This is a genomic window from Bacteroidota bacterium (assembly GCA_016195025.1).
Classification (GTDB): domain Bacteria; phylum Bacteroidota; class Bacteroidia; order Palsa-948; family Palsa-948; genus Palsa-948.
Genome location: JACQAL010000036.1, coordinates 56,099 through 76,548 on the forward strand (window position 1 = coordinate 56,099; position 20,450 = coordinate 76,548).

Here is a 20,450-nt window from a genome sequence, read left to right on the forward strand (position 1 = left end):
TCATCCTACCACGCTTCCTAATTGCATCAGCACGTTGGCAACTTTCAAACTTTGGGAATCAAGTGCGGATTTGTTAATGTCGAATTTCAATGCATCGTCTTCTTCCACCACAAAACTTATGGCAGCGCCTTTTTTTGCCAAGCCCTCGCGCTCGGCTACAATCAACACCGGTTTGCCTTTTGTTTTTTCGGCAATAAGTTTCAACATGGAACTTTTTTGAGAAGGAATATAAATCAGGTTGCAGGAAGCAGCTTCTTCTGCCGATGAAATAATTTTCACAATAATTTTTTTCCCTTTTGCTTTTTTATTTTCAGACAGCACCTGCAATTCTTTTTGTATAGGGGAATCGCCCGCCACTCCGATTATAAATTCATTTTTTTCATCGGGCGGCCATTCGACATATTTAATAAAGTTGTACAGAAACAATGTGTACGCTTTATAATCTTTATCCTGAGAAAAAACTTTTTCACTTTTTCCTCCGATGAAAACAAAAAATCCAATTGCAAAAATATAATTCACCGCTTGTTTCATCTTCTCTGCTTTTTTTCCGATTTTACTTCGTAAATTATTTTCACCAGAATTTCTCTCGATGGTCCAGGCAGCGGGGCATGATAGCCGTTGTAGGGCTGAATGAATTTATATTTCGAATCAAGAATATCGTAACATCCTGCGCCAACTGTTAATCCCTTCACGCCAAAATTTCCGACATTGATAAAAAAATTTGCAAGAAGAATTGATGGAAATTTTTCGAGAACAGAATTTTCTGCGCTGTCAATAGTAGAATAACCGTAACGCGCTCCTATGTAAGAAAGAGTGGTAGAAATTCCAAAATGTTTTCCCGCCTTGAACCACGCGCTTACATTTGCTTTATGCGAGGGAAAAGAAAGCAGCATATCAAAATGCCCGGGCACAGAATAGTCGGCAATTTTCTTTTTTTGTGAAACGGTATAAAAGGAATAATTGGCAATCAGATATCCCCATTTATCCCGCACCCGGTATTCAAGTTCCATGCCTGTGCTTCCGGCTTCTCCGTAATTTTTATAGTTGTCGGTGTAGAGGGAATCATTGAAATAATATACGATGGGATTTTTTGTGGTGATGTCAAAAACATTTGCTGTGAAAAGTGATTTGCGCGTGAGTTGGTAGCCAATTTCAAATTCTTTTACCGAAGTGTATTCCGGTTTGATTGAATCATGCCCGAGATTTATATTTTCAATAGATGGAGCCCTGAATGAATTGCTGTAAAGCAATTTAAAATGAAACCGGTTTATTTTTTTTGTAAGGCCGATTCGCGGGGCAAAAGCAGAACCATAATCGCTATGAATATCGTAGCGCGCTCCCAGAATAAAATTTACAAACCGGGTTTTTGCCAGGCATTGAAGAAAGTATGCCTGATTAAAATAACTGACTGTTTTTTTTCCGTTGTAAAATTTTCCGCTGTCGCTTTGGTCAACTGCTTTTTCGGAATATGCTTCAACTCCTGCAATGAAATTTATTTTACGGGTGAGATTATAGGAGGCAGTAATATTTCCGGTGAAACGCTGTGCTGCCTTGTTGTAATTTTCTGCAAGCGTATCAATGTTGGTAATAGTTTGCCAGGGAGTTTGACTTTTTATATTCAACTTTGGCGTGATGGTTAATTTTTTTTTCTTTCCGGCAACTGCAGCATATTTCAATTCAAAAAAATGTGATTTAAAATCCAGCGGATAAGCAAAAGTTTTTATGGAATCATACGAATCGCGCGTAGTGGTTTGATACAAATCCAAAATCCACCGCGCGCTGAATCCCTTATACGCCATTCCGGCATTGATGTGTGTGGGATTTAGTTGGGAATTCCCCGTCATGTTGTAACTGTTTCCATACAGGTCAGAATAATTTTGATCACTCCGGTTCGCGCTCCCGACAAAAGCGCCAATAGTAAACTCAAAATCTTTTTTTATTTTTCCGGCAGAGAGATTAAAATTTCTTCTGCCCGTTGCGCTTTCCATCTGCCCGTAAGTTCCCGTTAGTGAAATGCCCGGCAAATCAACTGCGCTTTTAGTAATGATGTTAATCACTCCGTATTCCGCGAAGCCACCATAGATGGCAGAGCCCGGACCGCGCATCACTTCAATTTTTTTTATCTGGTCAACCGGAAAATGATTTCCGAATTGATTGGTGGCGAAAAGAAGTTCATTCATTTCCTGCCCATCGAGCAGTACGAGCATTTTTCCTTCGTGCGCCCACAATCCGCGCGTGCCAAGTCCCACCACGCCTTCCACATCCACACCGAAATCAATTCCGGGAACCAAACGCAACACGTCAATTAAATCTCGCGCGCCTGAGTTACGAATTTCCTCATCAGTAATAAGGGTAACAATTCCGGGTGACTCGCGCGCGGTGAGTGGTTTTTTTGATGCAGCAAGAATGAGCTGATTGATGAGTTCTTCCAGTTCGGAAGGAACACCGTGAGCTTTCAGCGTGAGCAATTGCTCCAGCGACATTTCAAAATAATCGAACGTGTCTTTTGGAAGAACAGTCGGCTGAAAATTTTGCTGTGAGAATCCTTCGACTTCGCTCAGGATAACAAATGAAAGAGAAAATAAAAAAGAAAAAAATAGTTTCATGGGGAATCAAAAATAGAAATTAAAACGCAAAATGTTTAACTGGCACGAAAAATGAAATCAACAATCGTAAAATGAAATTATTCTGTTTCTTTCAGCGTGAGCGAAGCGAGAATCCAGAGAATGAAAATGTAACCGCCAAGTATAGCAAAGTCCGCATAAGTTGAACTTAAATCGTAATCCGGTTTGATGATTTCGTGAATGATATTTACTGCGTAGTGGAGCGGAAGACAATCTCCAACAATTTCTGCCCATTTTGGAAGTCCGCTCGGGTCAACAATTAATCCTGTGAGAAATACGGAAGGAAGAACAATCAGAGGAATGAATGGGAACACATGTCCTTCATGTTTTGCAAACGTGGAAACAAAAATTCCTAACATGACAGAAACAATTGCCAGCAGCCAGATGACAATGAAAAGCATAACGACTGTTTTCGTTTCGTAATCTAATTCAAACAGCCAGATGGTTTCGAAAAGAACTGCCGTTGCCTGCAAAGTTGCCAGCCCGAAATAGCCAAGCGTGTATCCTCCAATGATGGACATTTTTGAAAATCCCCCAATCATCATTCGTTCAAGCGTTCCGCGTGTTCTTTCCTGTACCAAAAGAATAGCGCAGAGAATAAAACTTAGGAAATGCACTATGAACGCGCTCATGGGAATTGTAAAGCTGGTATAAGAAATAAAAGGGTTGGCAGGAAATGTGTCGAATAAAAGTTTAAGCAAGTAAATAATGATGAGCGGGGCAATGATGGAGAGGGCTAAAAATCTTTTGTCGCCTTTCAATTGGCTGAGTACTCGTCCCGCTATGATAAATGTGTTCATTTATTTTTTTTCGCTTTCTTCTTTTTCTCTTACAATCGCAAGAATAATATCTTCAATATTATCTGAATGGAGTTCAATGGATGAAATATTTTTCTCTAATCCGAACTTTTTCAATTCATTTGCCAAACTTTCCGGAGTAGATTCAATAATTGATTCTTTTGTTTCATTTCCCGAATGGATTTTCATTTTTGTTTTTCCCCGCTCTAATATTTTCTGCGGAGTGTCCACTGCAAGAATTTCCCCGTTGCGCAGAATGGTGACTTTGTCGCAGAGCATTGCTTCATCCATCAAATGTGTGCTGATAAAAAGCGTAACTCCTTTGTCGGCAAGTTTGCGGAATAAAATCCAGGATTGCATTTTCAGGTGAGGGTCAACTGCGGCAGTCGGCTCGTCCAGGAAAAGAATTTTCGGGTCATGCACCAGCGCACAGCAGAGCGAAACTCTTTTTTTCATTCCGCCAGAAAAAGTTCCGACTTTATCATTTGCCCGAGAAGTCAGTTCAGCGAAAGAAATAATTTCATCTGTTTTCTTTTTTAAATCCGAAACATTCTGCGCTTTGCCGAAAAATAAAATATTATTTTTTGCGGAAAGGTCATCGTACAGTGCAGGACTTTGCGGCATATAGCCGATTTGCTTTCGGAGTTTCCATTTGTCTTTGAGCGGGTCAAGCCCTAAAACTTTTGAGGAGCCATCAGTTGGTCGAAGCGAACCAACCAGCGCTTTTATCAGCGTAGTTTTTCCTGCGCCATTCGGTCCAACCAATCCATAAATAGTTCCTTCGGGAACATCGAGGTTGACATTATTAAGCGCGCGGAGTTTTCCGTAGGATTTTGAAAGGCTTTTTATCTCGACTGCGTTCACGTTGTAAAAATAAAATTATTTGCCGACTAATTTTTTCAATCCGGTTTTCCAATTAGAAGCAATCAGGTACATTACGGGAACAAGAATCAATGTCAAAAATGTAGCAAACCCTAAACCAAAAATCATTGTCCACGAAAGAGGTCCCCAGAATGCAACGCTGTCTCCGCCAAAAAATAAATGCGGATTTAATTTTGTAAAGAGAGTTACGAAATCAATGTTCAGTCCCACAGCTAACGGAATCAATCCGAGAATAGTTGCAGACGCAGTGAGAATTACCGGAGTCATTCTCGTTCTTCCCGCTTCGATGATTGCCTCGCGCACAGGCATTCCCTGTTCTATCATCAGGTCTGTAAATTCTACGAGAAGAATTCCGTTCCGCACTACGATTCCTGCGAGCGCAACAATTCCGATTCCTGTCATCACGATAGACATATCCATTTTGAATATTGAAACCCCCAGCAAAACCCCGATTACACTGAAGAAAATTTCTGTGAGAATGATAAAGGGTTTGCTGACAGAATTAAATTGCAGGACAAGAATTAAAATAATAAGTCCTATGGAAGTGAGAAGCGCGCCACCGAGGAACGAAGCAGTTTCCTTTTGTTCTTCCTGTTCCCCTGCCATTATAATGGAAACTCCATCGGGCGCTTTGAATTTGTTTACTTCCTTTTGCATTTTCGCTACCACTTCGTTCGGATTAAAATTGCTAAGAACATTCGAGCCAAGGGTGATAATGCGTTTCTGATTTTTTCTTTTTATTCCCGAAAAAGTATTTTCATAGCGGATATCTGCAAAAGCGGAAAGCGGAACCTGGCGAATCATTCCGTTCATTGCCATGTCGCGGTAAACGATGGTGAGATTTTTAAGCGCGTCAATATTATTTCTTTGCTCGGAAAGATAACGAACCTGAATCGGGTATTCATCTTCCAAATCTCGGAACTTGGATGTTCTGTCCAAACCAAAAACGGCCTTTCTGATTTCAGAAGCAATTTGTCCTACAGAAATTCCTTCGCGGTTGGCACGCTCGCGGTTGATGTCAAAAACAATTTCCGGTTTGTTATCCTGGAAATCAGATTTTAATTCTTCCACGCCATCAATATGAATTGAATCGAGATAATGTTTTAATTTTTTTGACGACTTCATTAAATCTTTCAAATCATCTCCGGTGATTTCAATTGAAATCGGTTTGGATGTCGGAGGTCCCGCGCGTTCCTGGTCAACTGTAATTTCTGCTCCGGCAATTCCCCGCACAGCCGCGCGAACTTTATCAAGATAAGCAGAAGTAGATTCTCCGTTTCTTTCCGCATAAGGAACAAAAGCGATTTGCAGTTTTCCTTTATTAGGATATGGACTTTGATCTTCATCCTGCGGATCGGTAACGCTGATAGTCACGTTTGTGATAATAGATTGCACGATTGGATTTTGTTTTCCACCGGGATAAACAACATTGTTCACGCGCTTCTCCACATCTTTCATCACTTCGTTCGTGTAGGCAGGATCTGTGCCGATGGGAAGAGAAACATATACGAAAACAAAATTCGGCTGCCCTTTCGGAAAGAAAACAACTTTTGGAGAACGAACCATCATAAGTACAATGGAGAAAATAAAAATTCCAACGGTTGCGAACATTGTTTTCCATGGATTGTTCAACGCGCGTGAAAGAAAACGTTTATATCGCTCGGTAGCTGCAGGCCAGACTTTTTCCTGGAATTTTTTCACCCAGTTCTCTATAAAAAATCTATAAAGTAAATTCAGAGCGAGCATGAGAATGAGAAAGTTTCCCATTCCGATATTTCTTCCGAGATAAAATAATAACGCCAGAACGATAAAAATTATCGAAGTGATTTTCGCTCCGCGTGTCCATTTCGATTTATTGTGTTCGTTTTCATCGTGCGGTTTCATAAATCTCACAGCGAAAACAGGATTAATAATATACGCAACGAGAAGCGAAGCCATTAATGTTATGATGAGCGTGATAGGAAGGAAAAACATAAATTTTCCGATAACACCTTTCCAGAATGCGAGCGGAATAAATGGCGCGAGCGTAGTCAGAGTTCCTGAAAGTACGGGAAGAAAAACTTCTCCGGCTGCCATCTTAGCAGCTTCTTTGATATTTCTTTTTCCGTTTCTGAAAATGCGGTGAGTATTTTCAATGACCACAATTGCGTCATCCACCACAATTCCCAGAGCAAGCAAAAACGCAAAGAGCACAATCATATTCATTGTGAAACCAATGCTCGGCATAATCAGGAACGCGATGAACATGGAAAGCGGAACGGACATCGCTACGAAAATTGCGTTGGTCGCGCCCATAAAAAACATGAGGATGATTGTTACGAGAATAAATCCTATGACAATTGTATTTATCAAATCATGAAGTGTAATACGCGTTCTGTCAGATTGGTCGCCTGTGAGAACAATATTTAAATCTTTCGGAAAATCTTTTTCTTTCATCTCATCTACGATGTTTCGGATTTTGTCGCTCGCTTCAATCAGATTAAATCCTGCGCGTTTCACCACGCTGAGCGTTATTACATTTTTTCCACCGAGCCGCGCAAAACTTTCCTGCTCGTGAAAAGTGTCTTTCACTTCAGCAATGTCTTTCAGATAAATCGCAGCGCCTGTAGGAGATTTTATAATAAGATTCTTTAATTCATCAATGGTCTTGAATTCTTTTTTCACATTGAGTGTGCGTTGCATGCCTTCCATTTTCACTGTTCCTCCGGACATATTCAGGTTTTCAGAACCGACCGCGCGTTCAATATCTCCGAGAGAAATCTGCGCTGCCTGAGTTTTGTACATGTTAACATTAATTTGAATTTCTCTGTTGAGTGCGCCAATCAAATCCACTCGCGTGATTTCTTTCATCTCCTCAATTTTATCTTTGAGTTTGTCTGCGTATTTTTTCAGTTTGTTCAAATCAAAATCTCCGGAAAGATTCACGAACATAATCGGGAGTTCGGAAAAATTAATATCAATTACGTTAGGTTCGTGCGGCAAATCATTCGGTAAATCAGATTTTGCTTTGTCCACTCCGTCTTTCACTTTTTGTTTCGCTATGGCAATATTTACATCTGTGCTGAACTCTACAATCACATTTGAATAATCCTGGAAAGAATTGCTGGTGATTTTTTTCACACCAGAAATAGATTTCATTTGCTTTTCAATTGGTTTAGTCACCAGGTTTTCCATATTAGCAGGTGAAGTGCCGGGATAAACGGTGCTCACATAAATTTTCGGCAGAACAATTTCCGGAAAACTTTCCTTCGGAATATTATTGTAAGCGAAAATTCCTGCCAACGTAATAATTACCGTGAGCACAAAAACAGTCGTGCGGTTATTTATCGCCCATGTGCTTGGTTTAAATTCTTTATTGAGGTCTTCCATAAAATTTTCTTACACAGGTTTTATTGCGTGAACTTTTTTAGTAACAAATTGATTTATCATATACATCATCATTACGGTAATTATCATAGCGCCAATCACTACGTAGCCAAGCGTGTCGTAATGCAAAATTTTTCCATTCGGCATTTGCACTACAATTAATCCTGCAACAGCCGAAGCAATTCCTCCGGAGATTTGCTGAATGGAAGCGTTGACGCTCATAAATGCTCCTCTGTCTTGCGCATCGGGAATTGCAGTCATCAGCGCAGAAGCAGGAATGATGCGGGACAAAACTCCAACGAAAAGCAAAACACTTAGGACGACAACAATCCAAAGCGGGGTGATGCCGAGGTTGCAATAAATGGCGACTATAATCATTGTAAGAAGCGTTCCCGCTATAAACACATTGAACTTTCCGATTTTGTCGCTCAATCTTCCTGCGAGCGGGCCAGCTCCAATTGAAAAAATTCCGGTGATCATATATAATAAAGGAAGCTGGTCAAGAGTGATTCCGAGATTGTTCACCGAGAATGCGCTGCCGAAAGGCATCATCATAAATCCTCCTGTGGCGAGAAGAACGGTTGCGGCAAACGCGCGGAGATAATCTGTTCGCAAAATTGTTTTGTACAAATGCACAAAAGCATTCCGGTCAAGTTTCTTTTTTAAATGCTCATCAATTGGTTGCAGATAAAAAAGAATTATGATTCCAATAATAATTCCTAAACCTACAATCATAATGAACGGTGAATGCCATCCGAAATGATTCGCGAGAAATAATCCGATAGGAAGTCCGAGCACTTGGCTTGCGGAAAATCCCATTTGTACAAAACCCATCACACGCCCGCGTTTTTCTAATTCAAATAAATCGGTGATGATAGCTGCACCGATTGAACCAATAACTCCGCCAAACATTCCGGTGATGATTCTCGCGCCTAGAAGAAAAGAATAATTGGGAGCGATTCCGCAGAGAAAAGTTCCAATGAGAAATCCGCTGTAGAAAAACACCAAAAGTTTTTTCCGGTCGAATTTATCCGCAAAACCTGCAGTGAGCAATCCTGAAATTCCCGCGCTGAAAGCGTAAGCAGAAACTGCAAAACCAAATTGAGTTGTAGTGATGTGCAGAATGGGCAGGAGAATTGCGCTGAGCGGAGCCATCACCATAAAATCTAAAATTACGGTGAATTGTCCGAGCGTAAGTATCGCAATGACGAATGCCTGGTACTTTGTAAATTTTTTTAAGCTGCGTGTTTCCATTTTAGAACTTTATTTCTTCTCCTTCGTTTAATTCCTGGAATCCTTTCGTGATTAATTTATCTCCTTCTTTTAATCCTTCAACGATTTCAGAATTTCCATTGTATGTTTTTCCAACCTTCACCCGAACTTTTTTTGCTTTGTTTGCATCTGCAACAAAAACAAAATCTCCTTCTTCCGCATGCTGCACAACACTTACGGGAGCGATGAACGCTTTTGGATTTGAGTAGTCAATAATTTTTACAACCGCCACCATGTTCGGGTGATAATCTTTTTTATTGTCGAGATTAATATTCACCGTGAAAGTTCTGTTCAATGGAGAAATAACTTTTGCTGCGTAAGAAATTTTTGTTTTTACCGTGTCATTCATGTCAGGAAAAATTATTTCCACATCGTTTCCGTTTTTAATTTTTGCCGCATAAGATTCCGCCACCTCTGCTTTCACTTTCAAACTATTCATGTTCACCACGCGAATGGCGGGAAGCCCGGGCATGGTTGCTTGCCCGAGTTTAATATCTACTGCATCCACGGTTCCGTCAATCGGAGATTTTATTTTTGTCATTTCAATTTGCTGTTGCAAACTCGCCAATTTTTTTTCCAAACTTTCTTTTTGATTTTTTGCCTGCAAGTATTGTAACTCGGTTCCGATTTTTTGTTCCCAAAGATTTTTTTGCTTTTCATACATTGTGTTTGCAAGTTCGAGCCCGCTTTGCAATTCTGCAAGACCTTGCTGCATTGCTTTTGAATCCAGTTCTGCCATCACTTGCCCGCTGTGAACTTCGTCACCCGCTTTCACATTTATTTTTGAAACAGTTCCTCCCATCTCTGCGTTCACGGAAACATTTTCATCCGCATCTACTTTTCCCTGCACATCAATATAATTATTGAATGTGCGCGGAACAAGTGCAGTCAACTCAACAGTTTTCGATTTTTCATTTTTCGAAGTGTCATTCTTTGCAATTTCTATTTCCAGTTTGGAGATTTCTCCCTGAACGGAAGCCATTACTTTTTTTAAACTATCCAGCTTATGAGTTTTTGTGTCTTTGGATTCATTTTTATTTCCTCCGCAAGCAGAAAAAAATAAAATTGTTCCGATAAGAATTTTGATTGAGATTTTTTTCATAAAAAAAATTTCTTCTTTTATTTTATTGTTCCTGTTGCTTTATCGTAATCTACTTTTGAAATCAAGGCATCATACAAAGCGTTATAGTAATTTGTTTGCGCTTCGGTGAGCGATGTTTGCGCAGTCATCACTTCGAGGTTTGAGCCAACGCCCTGTTCGTATTTTATTTTGGTTGTTTTGTAAACCGATTCAGCGAGCTCGATATTTTTTTTCTGAGTTTCAAGCGAAGCGGCAGCATTCTGCAGGTTAATTTTTGCCGATGAAATTTCCAGATCAATTCCCTGCTGAATCATCTTCAGATTATTTTCTGCTTTCAGTAAATCTATTTTTGATTGCTGAATTCGGTAATGATTCTGGAAGCCGTCAAAAATCCCAACGTTGATTCGCGCTCCGACAATTATGGTTGGGTACCATCCTTTTTTCGTATCAAAAAAATCAAACTTGGTGCGGTAAGCATTTGCGCTTGCACTTCCGAAAAGAGCTGCACTGGGCAAATAGCGCATCCTGTTTCTTTTCAGATTTAATTGTGAAACGTTTTTCTGAGTTTGCAGAAGAGAGTATTCAATTCTTTTTCCGTAATCACATTTATCGGAAGAAATTTCAGGAGCAAATTTTATATCTGAAAGTTTGTCGCTAAGCGAAAGAGCTGCCATTTGATCCATTCCAATCTGAAATTTCAGCAAGGCAATTCCCAACTGCTGAAGGCGCTGTATTTTTTCTTTCTCCACTAAAAGGTTATTATAGGTAACCGTGATTCTGTCCAAATCAATTTTTTCCGCAACTCCGTTTTCATTCAGCGCTTTTGTAGTTTCCATCAGGGTTTTTATACGCGCAATGTTTGCGTCAACGAGTTTTGTCCGCTCATCATTCACAAGCACGGAGTAATATGCTTTCGTTACAGAAACCGAAACATCAATCTTGGTTCGCTGTGTTGCTTTGCGCGAAAGTTCCAGGTAAGTTTTTGCTGCTTGCAAGCCGACTAAATAATCGCTGTTGAAAACAAGTTGAGTTGCATCAATTCCTGCAGAAGAAGAATACGGCAATCCGAATTTCACCGCCATGTATGCATCAGAAGGCGCAAAAGGATTAAATGCTTTTGCGGGAATCACCGTTGTGGGAATTTCCAGAAAATCATTTGCCGTTACACTTCCATTTACCTGCGGCAAACCGATGCCTCTTGTTTCTCTTACTTTCATTTTTGCGCTTTGTTCATCGTAGGCAGCATTCTGCACCTGCGTTTGATTTTTCATAGCGAAATCAATTGCCTGCTGAAGCGAGAAAGAATATTTTTTGGTGTCTCTTTGATTTTGTGAGAAAGAAAAATTGCAAAGAGAGGAAAAGAAAACTGCTGTTACAATTTGTAATTTGTTCCCGATAGCTATCGGGATTGTAATTTGTAATTTCATAACTATTCTTCTTCTATAATTTGTTTGTGTTTGTTGACGAGTTTATGTCCTTTGAGCGTGCAGATACCATAAAGAAAATGTTCGAGCATGGCAAGCTGCACTTCCAGAATTTTAAATTTATCGGGCGGAAAAACATTCGGATTGAAACCCATTTCAATTTGCTCCACGCGAAGCCGGGCAAGAATTTTTGTACTAATCTCCTGCCGGATATATCCTTGTTTCATTCCGCGCACGAGCATATCTTCCACCATTGTTAAAATATTATTTTCTCGGAATTCCTTAAATAATTTCCAGGATGGCGAATGATATTTTTGCAAATCGTAAATTAAATTCGGATTCATCTGGCTTATAACTTTTCCCAGGTGCTGCATTATGTTAAACATTTCTTCTATTACATTTTCAGATTCAGATGTGATGCGCCTGAAATTTTTTTGATCCATTTTCATTTTCATTTGCATCAGAGCGCGCACTACTGCATCTTTGTCCTTATAAAACCGGTAAATTGTTTTTTTGGAAATGGAAAGATGCTTCGCAATATCATCCATGGATACACTCCGGATTCCGTAGCGGAAAAAAAGTTCCTGCGCTGCCTGCAATATTCTTTCTTTTGCGTTCATAAAAAGAGCGACAAAACTAAAGAAACTTTTAACATTTCCTAAGTTTCCTGAAAATATTTTTTGAATAATGAGATTTAAATTAAAAATTTGTGGCAAAAACTCCACATAACAGAAATTACGCACATACGGTTGCGAATCTCCCAAAAGTTTATTTTTGCCTGCTCGTTACCTTATATATTATATGAAGAGAACAAAAGTTGCAGAGTTGCTTAACAGCACCGACTTCGGAAAAGAAGTTACTGTAATGGGCTGGGTGCGCACCAAGCGTGAAAGCAAGAGTATTGCATTTGTTGCAGTGAACGATGGCTCTACCATTCATAATATCCAGGCAGTAGTAGATATAAATAATGAATCGCTGAAATTAATTTCTACCGGAGCGTGCGTTTCAATTACCGGAACTTTAGTTCAATCACAAGGCAAAGGACAAACCTCCGAAATACAAGCAAAAAAAATTGAAGTGTTTGGAACAGCCGATGAAAGTTTTCCGCTTCAGAAAAAAGGACACACGCTGGAATTTCTTAGAGAGATTGCACATTTACGTCCACGCACAAATACGTTTGGCGCGGTGCTTCGTGTTCGCCACGCGCTTGCTTACGGCATTCATAAATTTTTTAACGACAAGGGATTTTTTTATTTGAACTCCCCAATCATTACGGGAAGCGATGCGGAAGGCGCAGGAGAAATGTTTCACGTAACAAATTTGAATCTGGAAAATCTTCCGAAGAAGGATGGCAAAATAAATTTTGAAGAAGATTTTTTTGGAAAGGAAACTAACTTAACCGTATCAGGACAATTGGAAGGAGAATGTGCCGCAACAGGAATTGGTTTGATATATACTTTCGGTCCCACTTTCCGAGCGGAAAATTCAAACACGCCTCGCCATCTCGCAGAATTCTGGATGATAGAACCTGAAATGGCGTTCTATGATATTCACGACAACATGGATCTCGCGGAAGAGATGTTAAAATATTTGGTGAAGTACGCGCTTGAACATTGCATGGATGATTTGACTTTCCTGAACAACATGTACGATAAAGAACTTTTGAATCGCCTGCACTCGGTGGCGAATTCAACCTTTAAAAGAATTACTTACACGGAAGGAATTGAAATTCTTGAAAAGTCAAAACAGAAATTTGAATTCCCTGTGAAATGGGGAATTGATCTGCAGCGCGAGCACGAAAGTTTTCTGGTGGAATATTTTAAAACGCCCGTCATCGTTACCGGATATCCAAAGGAAATCAAAGCATTTTACATGAAGCAGAATGAAGATGGAAAAACAGTTCGCGCGATGGATGTTTTATTTCCGTATGTAGGAGAAATAATTGGCGGCTCGCAGCGCGAAGAAAATTATGACAAACTTTATTCGAGAATAAAAGAACTCGGAATAAAAGAAGAAACATTGTGGTGGTATCTCGAACTCAGAAAATTCGGAACCTGCCCGCACGCGGGATTTGGTTTGGGATTAGAGCGATTGGTTTTGTTTGTAACCGGAATGCAAAATGTGCGCGATGTAATTCCATTTCCGCGCACGCCTAAGAATGCAGAGTTCTAATTTCGTAAATTCGTAATGATTCGTTATCCGTACCATGCTTAAGCAGACCTTACAACAAAAACTTCTTCTGAAACTTTCACCTGCGCAAATTCAGTTGATGAAACTGCTGCAACTTCCTATTACTTCGCTCGAGCAGCGCATTAAAGACGAAATGGAAATCAACCCTGCGCTGGAAGATTCTTCTGTGGAAGAAATTAAAGAAGAAAAAGAGGAAGAAGAGTTGAGTGATGAGGAACGCGAAGAGAAAGAAGAAAAAGAAAAGGAAGATGAAGAACGAAATGCACAGGAAGATTTTTCTCCGGAAGATTATTTAGACGATGATGACGAGATTTCCTACTATAAACTTCAGGTTAACAATAAAGGAAAAGACGATGAAGATAAAAGCATGCCGATGGCTTCATCGGTGAGTTTTCAGGAAACGCTTTTCAGTCAGTTGGAAAATCTGGAGATGAATGAGCGCGAGCGAATGATTGCCGAATATCTTCTTGGCTGCATTGATGAGGATGGATATTTGCGCAGAGATATTTCTTCAATTGTGGACGACATGGCATTTTCGCAAAACATTACAACTTCAGCAGAAGAACTCCAATCGGTTTTGAAAATGATTCAGGATGAATTTGAACCGGCAGGAATTGGCGGAAGAAATTTGCAGGAATGTTTGAAACTTCAGATTGAAAGAAAGAAATGGAATGAAACGCGCGCGTTTGCCTTGCGAATCATCGAAGAGCAGATAGATGAGTTTTCAAAAAAGCATTACAAAAAAATTGCGGACTATTTTCAACTGAAAGAAGACGATGCAAAACTTAAAGAAGCACTCGATGAAATTTTAAAACTCAATCCGCGTCCGGGCGGTTCGGCTAAAGAATCCGGTCGAACGATGCTTGAAATTATTCCCGACTTTCTTCTTTATAATAATAATGGAACGCTCGAGCTTTCATTGAATAGCCGCAATGCGCCCGATTTGCGCATCAGCAATGTATATCAGCAAATGCTGAATGAATATGGGCAGCGCACAGATAAAACGGGAACAGAAGCCGCGCAGTTTGTGAAACAAAAAATTGAAGGCGCAAAACAATTCATAAATAATTTGAAAGAAAGGCAAAATACTCTTGCCAGCATTATGAATGCAATTCTCGAATACCAGAAAGATTATTTTCTCACAGGCGATGAACTTTTGCTCAAGCCGATGATATTAAAAGATATTGCCGACAGAGTGAAACTCGATATATCAACCATTTCACGTGTGACGAGTACAAAATATGTGCAGACAAATTTCGGAACCATTCTTTTGAAATCTCTTTTCAACGAAGCCATTTCTACCGAAGAAGGCGAAGACATTTCTTCCAAGAGAGTAAAAAAAATAATTTCTGACGCCATTGAAGCCGAAGACAAACACAAACCGCTCACCGATGAAGCCCTTATGCAGATTCTGAAAAAACAAAGTTTTGTCATAGCGAGAAGAACAGTAGCAAAGTATCGCGAAATGCTCGATATTCCTGTGGCAAGGATGCGAAAAAAGTTGTGAAATTTTTTTCTTGCACAGTTTATTTATATTTATACCTTTAATATCCTCAATAATTAACTAAACTTTTTCCCCATGAAAGTAAAATTACTCGCCCTCATCGCCCTCATCGCCACCGCAAGCATTACAATTATTTTCAGTTGCAAAAAGAAAACTGACGATACGCAAAACACTACAACCACTACTCCCACTGCTTCGAGCAGCAATTGGGCGGGTTCGTGGAAAACAACAGACCAATGTCCTACTTCTTCCACCTATACTTTAACGATTACTGCTTCCGGTTCTTCTTTAACATTAAAAGGTCTTTTTCATGGCTGTTTTCTTTCTGTGAGCGCAACTGCATCAGGAAATAATTTTACTATTCCTTCTCAAACTTTTAATAGTTCTTCGCAAAGCATTTGCGGATATCCTTATACAGTAAGTGGCTCTGGATCAATCAGCGGAAGTTCTCTTAACGCACTTAGTTTTAGTTTTACTGTAAAAGATAGTTCCGGAAATACCACCAGTTGCACTTCGAGTTCAACCAAATTGTAACTAAGGTTGAAAGGAGATTTTTTATTTGCAAAAGTTATTTCCTATTGTTTTCATCCCTTATTACTGCCAGTAATTGGTTTGTTTTTTATTTTTAACATCAATGATGCATCGCTTTGGATTTCGGATGAGCTGAAATTATTTTTATATGCAGTTACTTTTACTGCTACATTTCTTCTTCCTTTACTTAGTGCATTTCTTCTTCTTCAGTTGAAAATTATTTCTTCACTTGAAATGAAAACCCGGCAGGAAAGAAAAATTCCTTATCTCGTTGCCGCTGTTTTTTATTTTGCAGAATCTTATTTTCTTCTGAAAACAGATGCACCCATTCTCATTAAAGCGCTGATGTTTGGCGCAACGCTTCTTGTTGCATCCGTTTTATTCATAAATCTCTTCTGGAAAATTTCCGCGCACATGGTTGGCATAGGAGGATTAATCGGAATGCTCATTGCCATTTCGTATCGCTTGCAAATAAGCTTACACTTAATTTCAATTTCTCTTTTTCTCATAGCAGGATTAGTAGGTTTTTCACGGCTGAAACTTTCAGCGCACAATCCTGCCGAAGTGTATATTGGTTTTCTTTTGGGCATTGGGGTGCAGTTAATTCTTTTTTTGTGAAAGAAAAGTTACAAAAAAAGTTTCCTTCAATTATTTTTCTTCTGATATTCGCCTTCTGAATTTTTAGAACAATGTTCGCTATGGCAACTACGAAAACCGCAACGTCTGAATTTATTATTCAGCCGGCAGATTCATCGCATTTTCATTATGCGGAAGAAATCTGCACCCACTACGAAGAAAGCGCCAAGCAGCGCGGAACCGGAATTGCCAAGCGCACACCGGAATACGTGACAGAAAAAATGCGCGAGGGCAAAGCAATCATCGCGATTCACCGTGACAGAAGATTTGCGGGCTTCAGTTATATTGAAACATGGTCGCACGGAAATTATGTGGCGAACTCGGGACTGATTGTAAATCCTGCTTTCCGAATGCACGGGCTTGGCTCTCAAATCAAGAAAGCAATTTTTGAACTCTCGAAGAAAAAATATCCGCGCGCAAAAATTTTTGGAATCACCACCAGTATGGCTGTCCTGAAAATGAATTCTGATTTGGGATATCGTCCCGTAGTTTTTTCTGAACTAACTCAAGATGATGAATTCTGGAAGGGCTGTCAGAGCTGTCCGAACTTTGATATTCTCACGCGCAACAGCCGCAAGATGTGTTTGTGCACGGGAATGTTGTATGACCCCGCGCAGAATGAAGGGAAAAAATTCGAAATCAGAAAACAACTTGCAAAGTTTGAACGTTGGCTGAGAATGAAACAATACATACTGCTGAAAAAATTTCGAAGTGATAATTCAGAAAACGGAAGCAATTCCCAATAAGCATGGAAGATTGGATGACCGGATGGTTGGATGATTTTTGGCTGTTAAACATTCTTCCAATCATCCACTCTTCCATCCTTCCTTACAACTATGAAAACAAATCCTAAAAAAACTGTTCTGCTTGCATTCAGCGGAGGGCTGGATACAACCTATTGCGCAATTTATTTAGCGCAGGAAAAAAATCTTGAAGTTCATACTGCCATTGTGAACACGGGCGGATTTTCTTCAGACGAATTAAAAAAAATTGAGAAGCACGCATATTCGCTCGGAATAAAAAAACATTACACGCTGGATGAAACTTCTTCTTATTATAATGAATGCATTCGCTTTTTAATTTATGGGAATGTTCTGCGCGGGGGAGTTTATCCGCTTTCTGTTTCTGCTGAAAGAGTTTTTCAGTCAAAGGCAATTGCATTGCAGGCGAAAAAAATAAAAGCTGATTTTATTGCGCACGGAAGCACTGGCGCAGGCAATGACCAGGTGAGGTTTGATGTCATCTTCAATATTCTCATTCCGGAAATAAAAATTCTTACTCCTATCCGTGAATTAAAACTTTCGCGCGAGGAAGAAATAAATTTCCTGAAGGAGAACGGAGTTAAAATGAATTTTGAGAAAGCGCTTTACTCGATCAACAAAGGTTTGTGGGGAACAAGTGTGGGTGGAAAAGAAACACTCACTTCTGATAAATCTCTTCCCGAAGAAGCATTCCCAACGCAGCTTTCAAAAACAAAAGAAGAGGAACTGGAAATAGGTTTTGCAAAAGGAGAAGTTAAAAGCGTGAATGGAAAAAAATATTCCGATTCGGTTTCTGCTATACAAAAAATTTCTGAAATCGCTTCTGCATTCGCGATCGGGCGCGACATTCACATTGGCGATACGATTATAGGAATAAAAGGAAGAGTAGGTTTTGAAGCGGCAGCTCCGCTCATTATTATCAAGGCGCACGCAACTTTGGAAAAACATACGCTCACAAAATGGCAATCGCACTGGAAAGAGCAAATGGGAAATTGGTACGGAATGATGCTGCACGAAGGACAATTTCTCGAACCTGTTATGCGCAACGTAGAAACTTTTATGGAAGGCACGCAGAAAAATGTAACGGGCACTGTGAAAGTTTTGCTTGCGCCTTACCGCTTCAGCATTATCGGAATAAATTCAAAATATGATTTGATGTCTTCGAAGTTTGGAAAATACGGAGAGATGAATAATGCGTGGAGCGGGGAAGATGTGAAAGGATTTTCAAAAATTATTTCTAACCAGACGATGATTTATCATAGGGTAAATGAAAAAGAATAGTTCTATAAAAGTTGGAATTGCGGGTGGAGCGGGTTATACAGGCGGAGAACTGATTCGGATTTTGTTAAATCATCCGAAAGCAGAAATTATTTTCGTTCACAGCAAAAGCAATGCAGGAAATCTTTTAAGCGATGCGCACACAGATCTGCTCGGAGAAACTGAAATGAAATTTTCTTCATCGCTTTCAAAAGATATTGATGTTTTATTTTTATGCCTTGGACACGGAGAGTCAGTAAAATTTCTTTCAGCAAATAAAATTAGTGACAAGATTAAGGTTATTGATTTGAGTCAGGATTTTCGCCTGAACTCAAAAGATTTTGTTTATGGTTTGCCGGAATTGCAGAGAGAAAAAATAAAAACCGCAAACAACATTGCAAACCCTGGTTGCTTCGCCACTGCAATTCAACTTGCGCTGCTTCCGCTTGCTGATAAAAAACTTTTGAATGATGAAGTGCACGTAAGCGCAGTTACGGGCTCAACAGGCGCAGGGCAATCGCTTTCCGCTACTAATCATTTTACTTGGAGAAATAATAATATTTCTATTTACAAAGCATTCACGCATCAGCATCTGGGAGAAATTACTCACAGCATAAAGCAATTGCAAAAGATTTTTTCATCTGACATTAATTTCATTCCTTACAGAGGAAATTTTGCCAGAGGAATTCTGGCTTCTGTATATGTCAACTCGAAATTATCTATTTATGAAGCAAAAAAGCTTTACAAGGATTTCTATAAGGCACATCCGTTCGTTTTTATTTCAGAAAAAAATCCTGATGTGAAGCAAGTGGTGAATACTAATAAATGCATTCTCTATCTTGAAAAATACGGAGACAAATTATTTATTCAAAGCGTGATTGATAATTTAACGAAAGGTGCTTCCGGGCAAGCAGTTCAGAATATGAATTTGATTTTTGGATTGGATGAAACTACTGGATTAAAATTAAAACCGTCAGCATTCTGATGAAAACATTTGACGTATATCCGCTTCTCGATGTTGAGCCGGTAAAGGCGCTCGGTTGCTGGCTCTGGGATAAAAGCGGAAATAAATATTTGGATTTATATGGCGGACACGCGGTAATTTCTATCGGGCATTCCCATCCTTATTATGTAAGGAAAATTGAAGAGCAGTTAGAGAAGATTGGTTTTTATTCTAACTCAATTCGCATTCCGATTCAAGATGAACTCGCACAAAAACTTGGAGAACTTTCCAGCTATGCGGATTATAATTTATTTCTCTGCAACAGCGGTGCGGAAGCGAATGAGAATGCGTTTAAACTTGCTTCATTCTACAACGGAAGAAAAAAAATTATTGCGTTCAGCAAATCATTTCACGGCAGAACTTCGCTTGCGGTTGCTTCAACGGATAACAAATCCATTATCGCGCCTGTGAATGAAATCGAAAATATTTTATTTCTTCCTTTCAATGACGCAACCGCTTTTGAAAATTCAATGAACGATTCCGTTTGCGCTGTGATTATTGAAGGAATGCAGGGAGTGGGAGGCGTGAATGTTCCAACGGATTCTTTTTTACAGAAAGCAAAATCACTCTGCGAAAAATATAATTCGGTTTTGATTCTGGATGAAGTGCAGAGCGGTTACGGCAGAAGCGGAAAATTTTTCGCGCACCAGTATTCAGGAATCAAACCGGATATTATCACCACGGCAAAAGGAATGGGCAATGGTTTTCCCATAGGAGGAATTCTCATCAGTCCGAAATTCCAGGCGAAGCATCACCAACTCGGAACAACTTTCGGAGGTAATCATCTTGCTTGCGCTGCCGCGATTGCTGTGCTCGATGTTATCAAAAACGAAAAGCTGATGATGAATGCAAAAGCGATTGGAGATTATTTAATTTCTTGTCTGAAAAAAATTAACGGAGTGAAAGAAGTTCGCGGAAGAGGTTTGATGATTGGCATTGAACTGGAATTTCCCTGCGAACAAATCAGGAATGAACTAATCTTCACACATAAAATTTTTACCGGCTCTTCTTCCAATAAAAATACCATCCGCATTCTTCCTCCGCTTTCACTTTCAAAAGAGGAAGCGGAAATTTTCCTTCACGCATTTGCTGCAGTGATGAAAAAATCTCTTGTCAAATAGA

The 20,450-nt window shown here is 39.6% G+C and carries 17 protein-coding genes; 8 read left to right on the top strand and 9 right to left on the bottom strand.

Annotation, left to right across the window (positions count from 1 at the left end; all coding sequences use genetic code 11):
- The 9 genes from HY063_06705 to HY063_06745 all read right to left on the bottom strand — a co-directional run bounded on the left by HY063_06705 (nt 1) and on the right by HY063_06745 (nt 12,066).
- Complete coding sequence (locus HY063_06705) at nt 1–531, bottom strand: YfiR family protein (protein ID MBI3501466.1); 531 nt, start codon at nt 529–531, stop codon at nt 1–3.
- The gene (locus tag HY063_06710; GenBank protein MBI3501467.1) at nt 528–2,606 is read right to left on the bottom strand and encodes a TonB-dependent receptor plug domain-containing protein; all 2,079 of its coding nucleotides are present in this window, start codon (nt 2,604–2,606) and stop codon (nt 528–530) included. The genes HY063_06705 and HY063_06710 overlap by 4 nt, the downstream gene beginning before the upstream one ends.
- 77 nt (nt 2,607–2,683) lie before the next feature.
- Nucleotides 2,684–3,424: an ABC transporter permease gene (locus HY063_06715; GenBank protein MBI3501468.1), complete on the bottom strand. Its 741-nt coding sequence runs from the start codon at nt 3,422–3,424 to the stop codon at nt 2,684–2,686.
- Nucleotides 3,425–4,285, bottom strand: coding sequence for an ABC transporter ATP-binding protein (locus HY063_06720; GenBank protein ID MBI3501469.1), 861 nt, complete (start codon nt 4,283–4,285; stop codon nt 3,425–3,427).
- Nucleotides 4,286–4,300: 15 nt separating this feature from the next.
- Complete coding sequence (locus HY063_06725) at nt 4,301–7,672, bottom strand: efflux RND transporter permease subunit (GenBank protein MBI3501470.1); 3,372 nt, start codon at nt 7,670–7,672, stop codon at nt 4,301–4,303.
- A gap of 9 nt (nt 7,673–7,681) precedes the next feature.
- On the bottom strand, nt 7,682–8,923 hold the full coding sequence (locus HY063_06730; GenBank protein MBI3501471.1) for an MFS transporter: 1,242 nt from the start codon (nt 8,921–8,923) through the stop codon (nt 7,682–7,684).
- Between the two features lies 1 nt (nt 8,924).
- Nucleotides 8,925–10,043: an efflux RND transporter periplasmic adaptor subunit gene (locus tag HY063_06735; GenBank protein MBI3501472.1), complete on the bottom strand. Its 1,119-nt coding sequence runs from the start codon at nt 10,041–10,043 to the stop codon at nt 8,925–8,927.
- 17 nt (nt 10,044–10,060) lie between these two features.
- Nucleotides 10,061–11,449 carry a TolC family protein gene (locus tag HY063_06740; protein MBI3501473.1) on the bottom strand — a complete coding sequence of 463 codons (1,389 nt, stop codon included), beginning with the start codon at nt 11,447–11,449 and terminating at the stop codon, nt 10,061–10,063.
- A 2-nt stretch (nt 11,450–11,451) separates the two neighbouring features.
- Nucleotides 11,452–12,066, bottom strand: a complete 615-nt coding sequence (locus HY063_06745) for a TetR/AcrR family transcriptional regulator (protein MBI3501474.1) — start codon at nt 12,064–12,066, stop codon at nt 11,452–11,454.
- Nucleotides 12,067–12,247: 181 nt separating this feature from the next.
- Between HY063_06745 and asnS the strand changes: the two genes are divergently transcribed.
- The 8 genes from asnS (at nt 12,248) to HY063_06785 (ending at nt 20,449) form a co-directional block, all read left to right on the top strand.
- Nucleotides 12,248–13,618, top strand: coding sequence for an asparagine--tRNA ligase (gene asnS / locus HY063_06750; protein MBI3501475.1), 1,371 nt, complete (start codon nt 12,248–12,250; stop codon nt 13,616–13,618).
- 34 nt (nt 13,619–13,652) lie between these two features.
- Nucleotides 13,653–15,143: an RNA polymerase factor sigma-54 gene (gene rpoN, locus HY063_06755; GenBank protein MBI3501476.1), complete on the top strand. Its 1,491-nt coding sequence runs from the start codon at nt 13,653–13,655 to the stop codon at nt 15,141–15,143.
- Between the two features lie 72 nt (nt 15,144–15,215).
- Complete coding sequence (locus tag HY063_06760) at nt 15,216–15,674, top strand: hypothetical protein (GenBank protein MBI3501477.1); 459 nt, start codon at nt 15,216–15,218, stop codon at nt 15,672–15,674.
- A 78-nt stretch (nt 15,675–15,752) separates the two neighbouring features.
- Nucleotides 15,753–16,289: a hypothetical protein gene (locus HY063_06765; protein ID MBI3501478.1), complete on the top strand. Its 537-nt coding sequence runs from the start codon at nt 15,753–15,755 to the stop codon at nt 16,287–16,289.
- Between the two features lie 80 nt (nt 16,290–16,369).
- Nucleotides 16,370–17,053 carry a GNAT family N-acetyltransferase gene (locus tag HY063_06770; GenBank protein MBI3501479.1) on the top strand — a complete coding sequence of 228 codons (684 nt, stop codon included), beginning with the start codon at nt 16,370–16,372 and terminating at the stop codon, nt 17,051–17,053.
- A gap of 90 nt (nt 17,054–17,143) precedes the next feature.
- Nucleotides 17,144–18,349: an argininosuccinate synthase gene (locus HY063_06775; GenBank protein ID MBI3501480.1), complete on the top strand. Its 1,206-nt coding sequence runs from the start codon at nt 17,144–17,146 to the stop codon at nt 18,347–18,349.
- Complete coding sequence (locus tag HY063_06780) at nt 18,336–19,310, top strand: N-acetyl-gamma-glutamyl-phosphate reductase (protein ID MBI3501481.1); 975 nt, start codon at nt 18,336–18,338, stop codon at nt 19,308–19,310. Before HY063_06775 ends, HY063_06780 begins: the two co-directional genes overlap by 14 nt.
- Entirely contained in the window at nt 19,310–20,449 is a 1,140-nt protein-coding gene (locus HY063_06785; protein ID MBI3501482.1) for an aminotransferase class III-fold pyridoxal phosphate-dependent enzyme, read from the top strand. Before HY063_06780 ends, HY063_06785 begins: the two co-directional genes overlap by 1 nt.
- Nucleotide 20,450: the final 1 nt, after the last annotated feature.

Excerpts from the sequence above, each read along its gene's own strand:
- HY063_06705 (MBI3501466.1), bottom strand. The coding sequence starts at position 531 with ATGAAACAAGCGGTGAATTATATTTTTGCAATTGGATTTTTTGTTTTC.
- HY063_06710 (MBI3501467.1), bottom strand. The coding sequence starts at position 2,606 with ATGAAACTATTTTTTTCTTTTTTATTTTCTCTTTCATTTGTTATCCTG.
- HY063_06715 (MBI3501468.1), bottom strand. The coding sequence starts at position 3,424 with ATGAACACATTTATCATAGCGGGACGAGTACTCAGCCAATTGAAAGGC.
- HY063_06725 (MBI3501470.1), bottom strand. The coding sequence starts at position 7,672 with ATGGAAGACCTCAATAAAGAATTTAAACCAAGCACATGGGCGATAAAT.
- HY063_06730 (MBI3501471.1), bottom strand. The coding sequence starts at position 8,923 with ATGGAAACACGCAGCTTAAAAAAATTTACAAAGTACCAGGCATTCGTC.
- HY063_06735 (MBI3501472.1), bottom strand. The coding sequence starts at position 10,043 with ATGAAAAAAATCTCAATCAAAATTCTTATCGGAACAATTTTATTTTTT.
- HY063_06740 (MBI3501473.1), bottom strand. The coding sequence starts at position 11,449 with ATGAAATTACAAATTACAATCCCGATAGCTATCGGGAACAAATTACAA.
- HY063_06745 (MBI3501474.1), bottom strand. The coding sequence starts at position 12,066 with ATGAACGCAAAAGAAAGAATATTGCAGGCAGCGCAGGAACTTTTTTTC.
- asnS (MBI3501475.1), top strand. The coding sequence starts at position 12,248 with ATGAAGAGAACAAAAGTTGCAGAGTTGCTTAACAGCACCGACTTCGGA.
- rpoN (MBI3501476.1), top strand. The coding sequence starts at position 13,653 with ATGCTTAAGCAGACCTTACAACAAAAACTTCTTCTGAAACTTTCACCT.
- HY063_06760 (MBI3501477.1), top strand. The coding sequence starts at position 15,216 with ATGAAAGTAAAATTACTCGCCCTCATCGCCCTCATCGCCACCGCAAGC.
- HY063_06770 (MBI3501479.1), top strand. The coding sequence starts at position 16,370 with ATGGCAACTACGAAAACCGCAACGTCTGAATTTATTATTCAGCCGGCA.
- HY063_06775 (MBI3501480.1), top strand. The coding sequence starts at position 17,144 with ATGAAAACAAATCCTAAAAAAACTGTTCTGCTTGCATTCAGCGGAGGG.
- HY063_06780 (MBI3501481.1), top strand. The coding sequence starts at position 18,336 with ATGAAAAAGAATAGTTCTATAAAAGTTGGAATTGCGGGTGGAGCGGGT.
- HY063_06785 (MBI3501482.1), top strand. The coding sequence starts at position 19,310 with ATGAAAACATTTGACGTATATCCGCTTCTCGATGTTGAGCCGGTAAAG.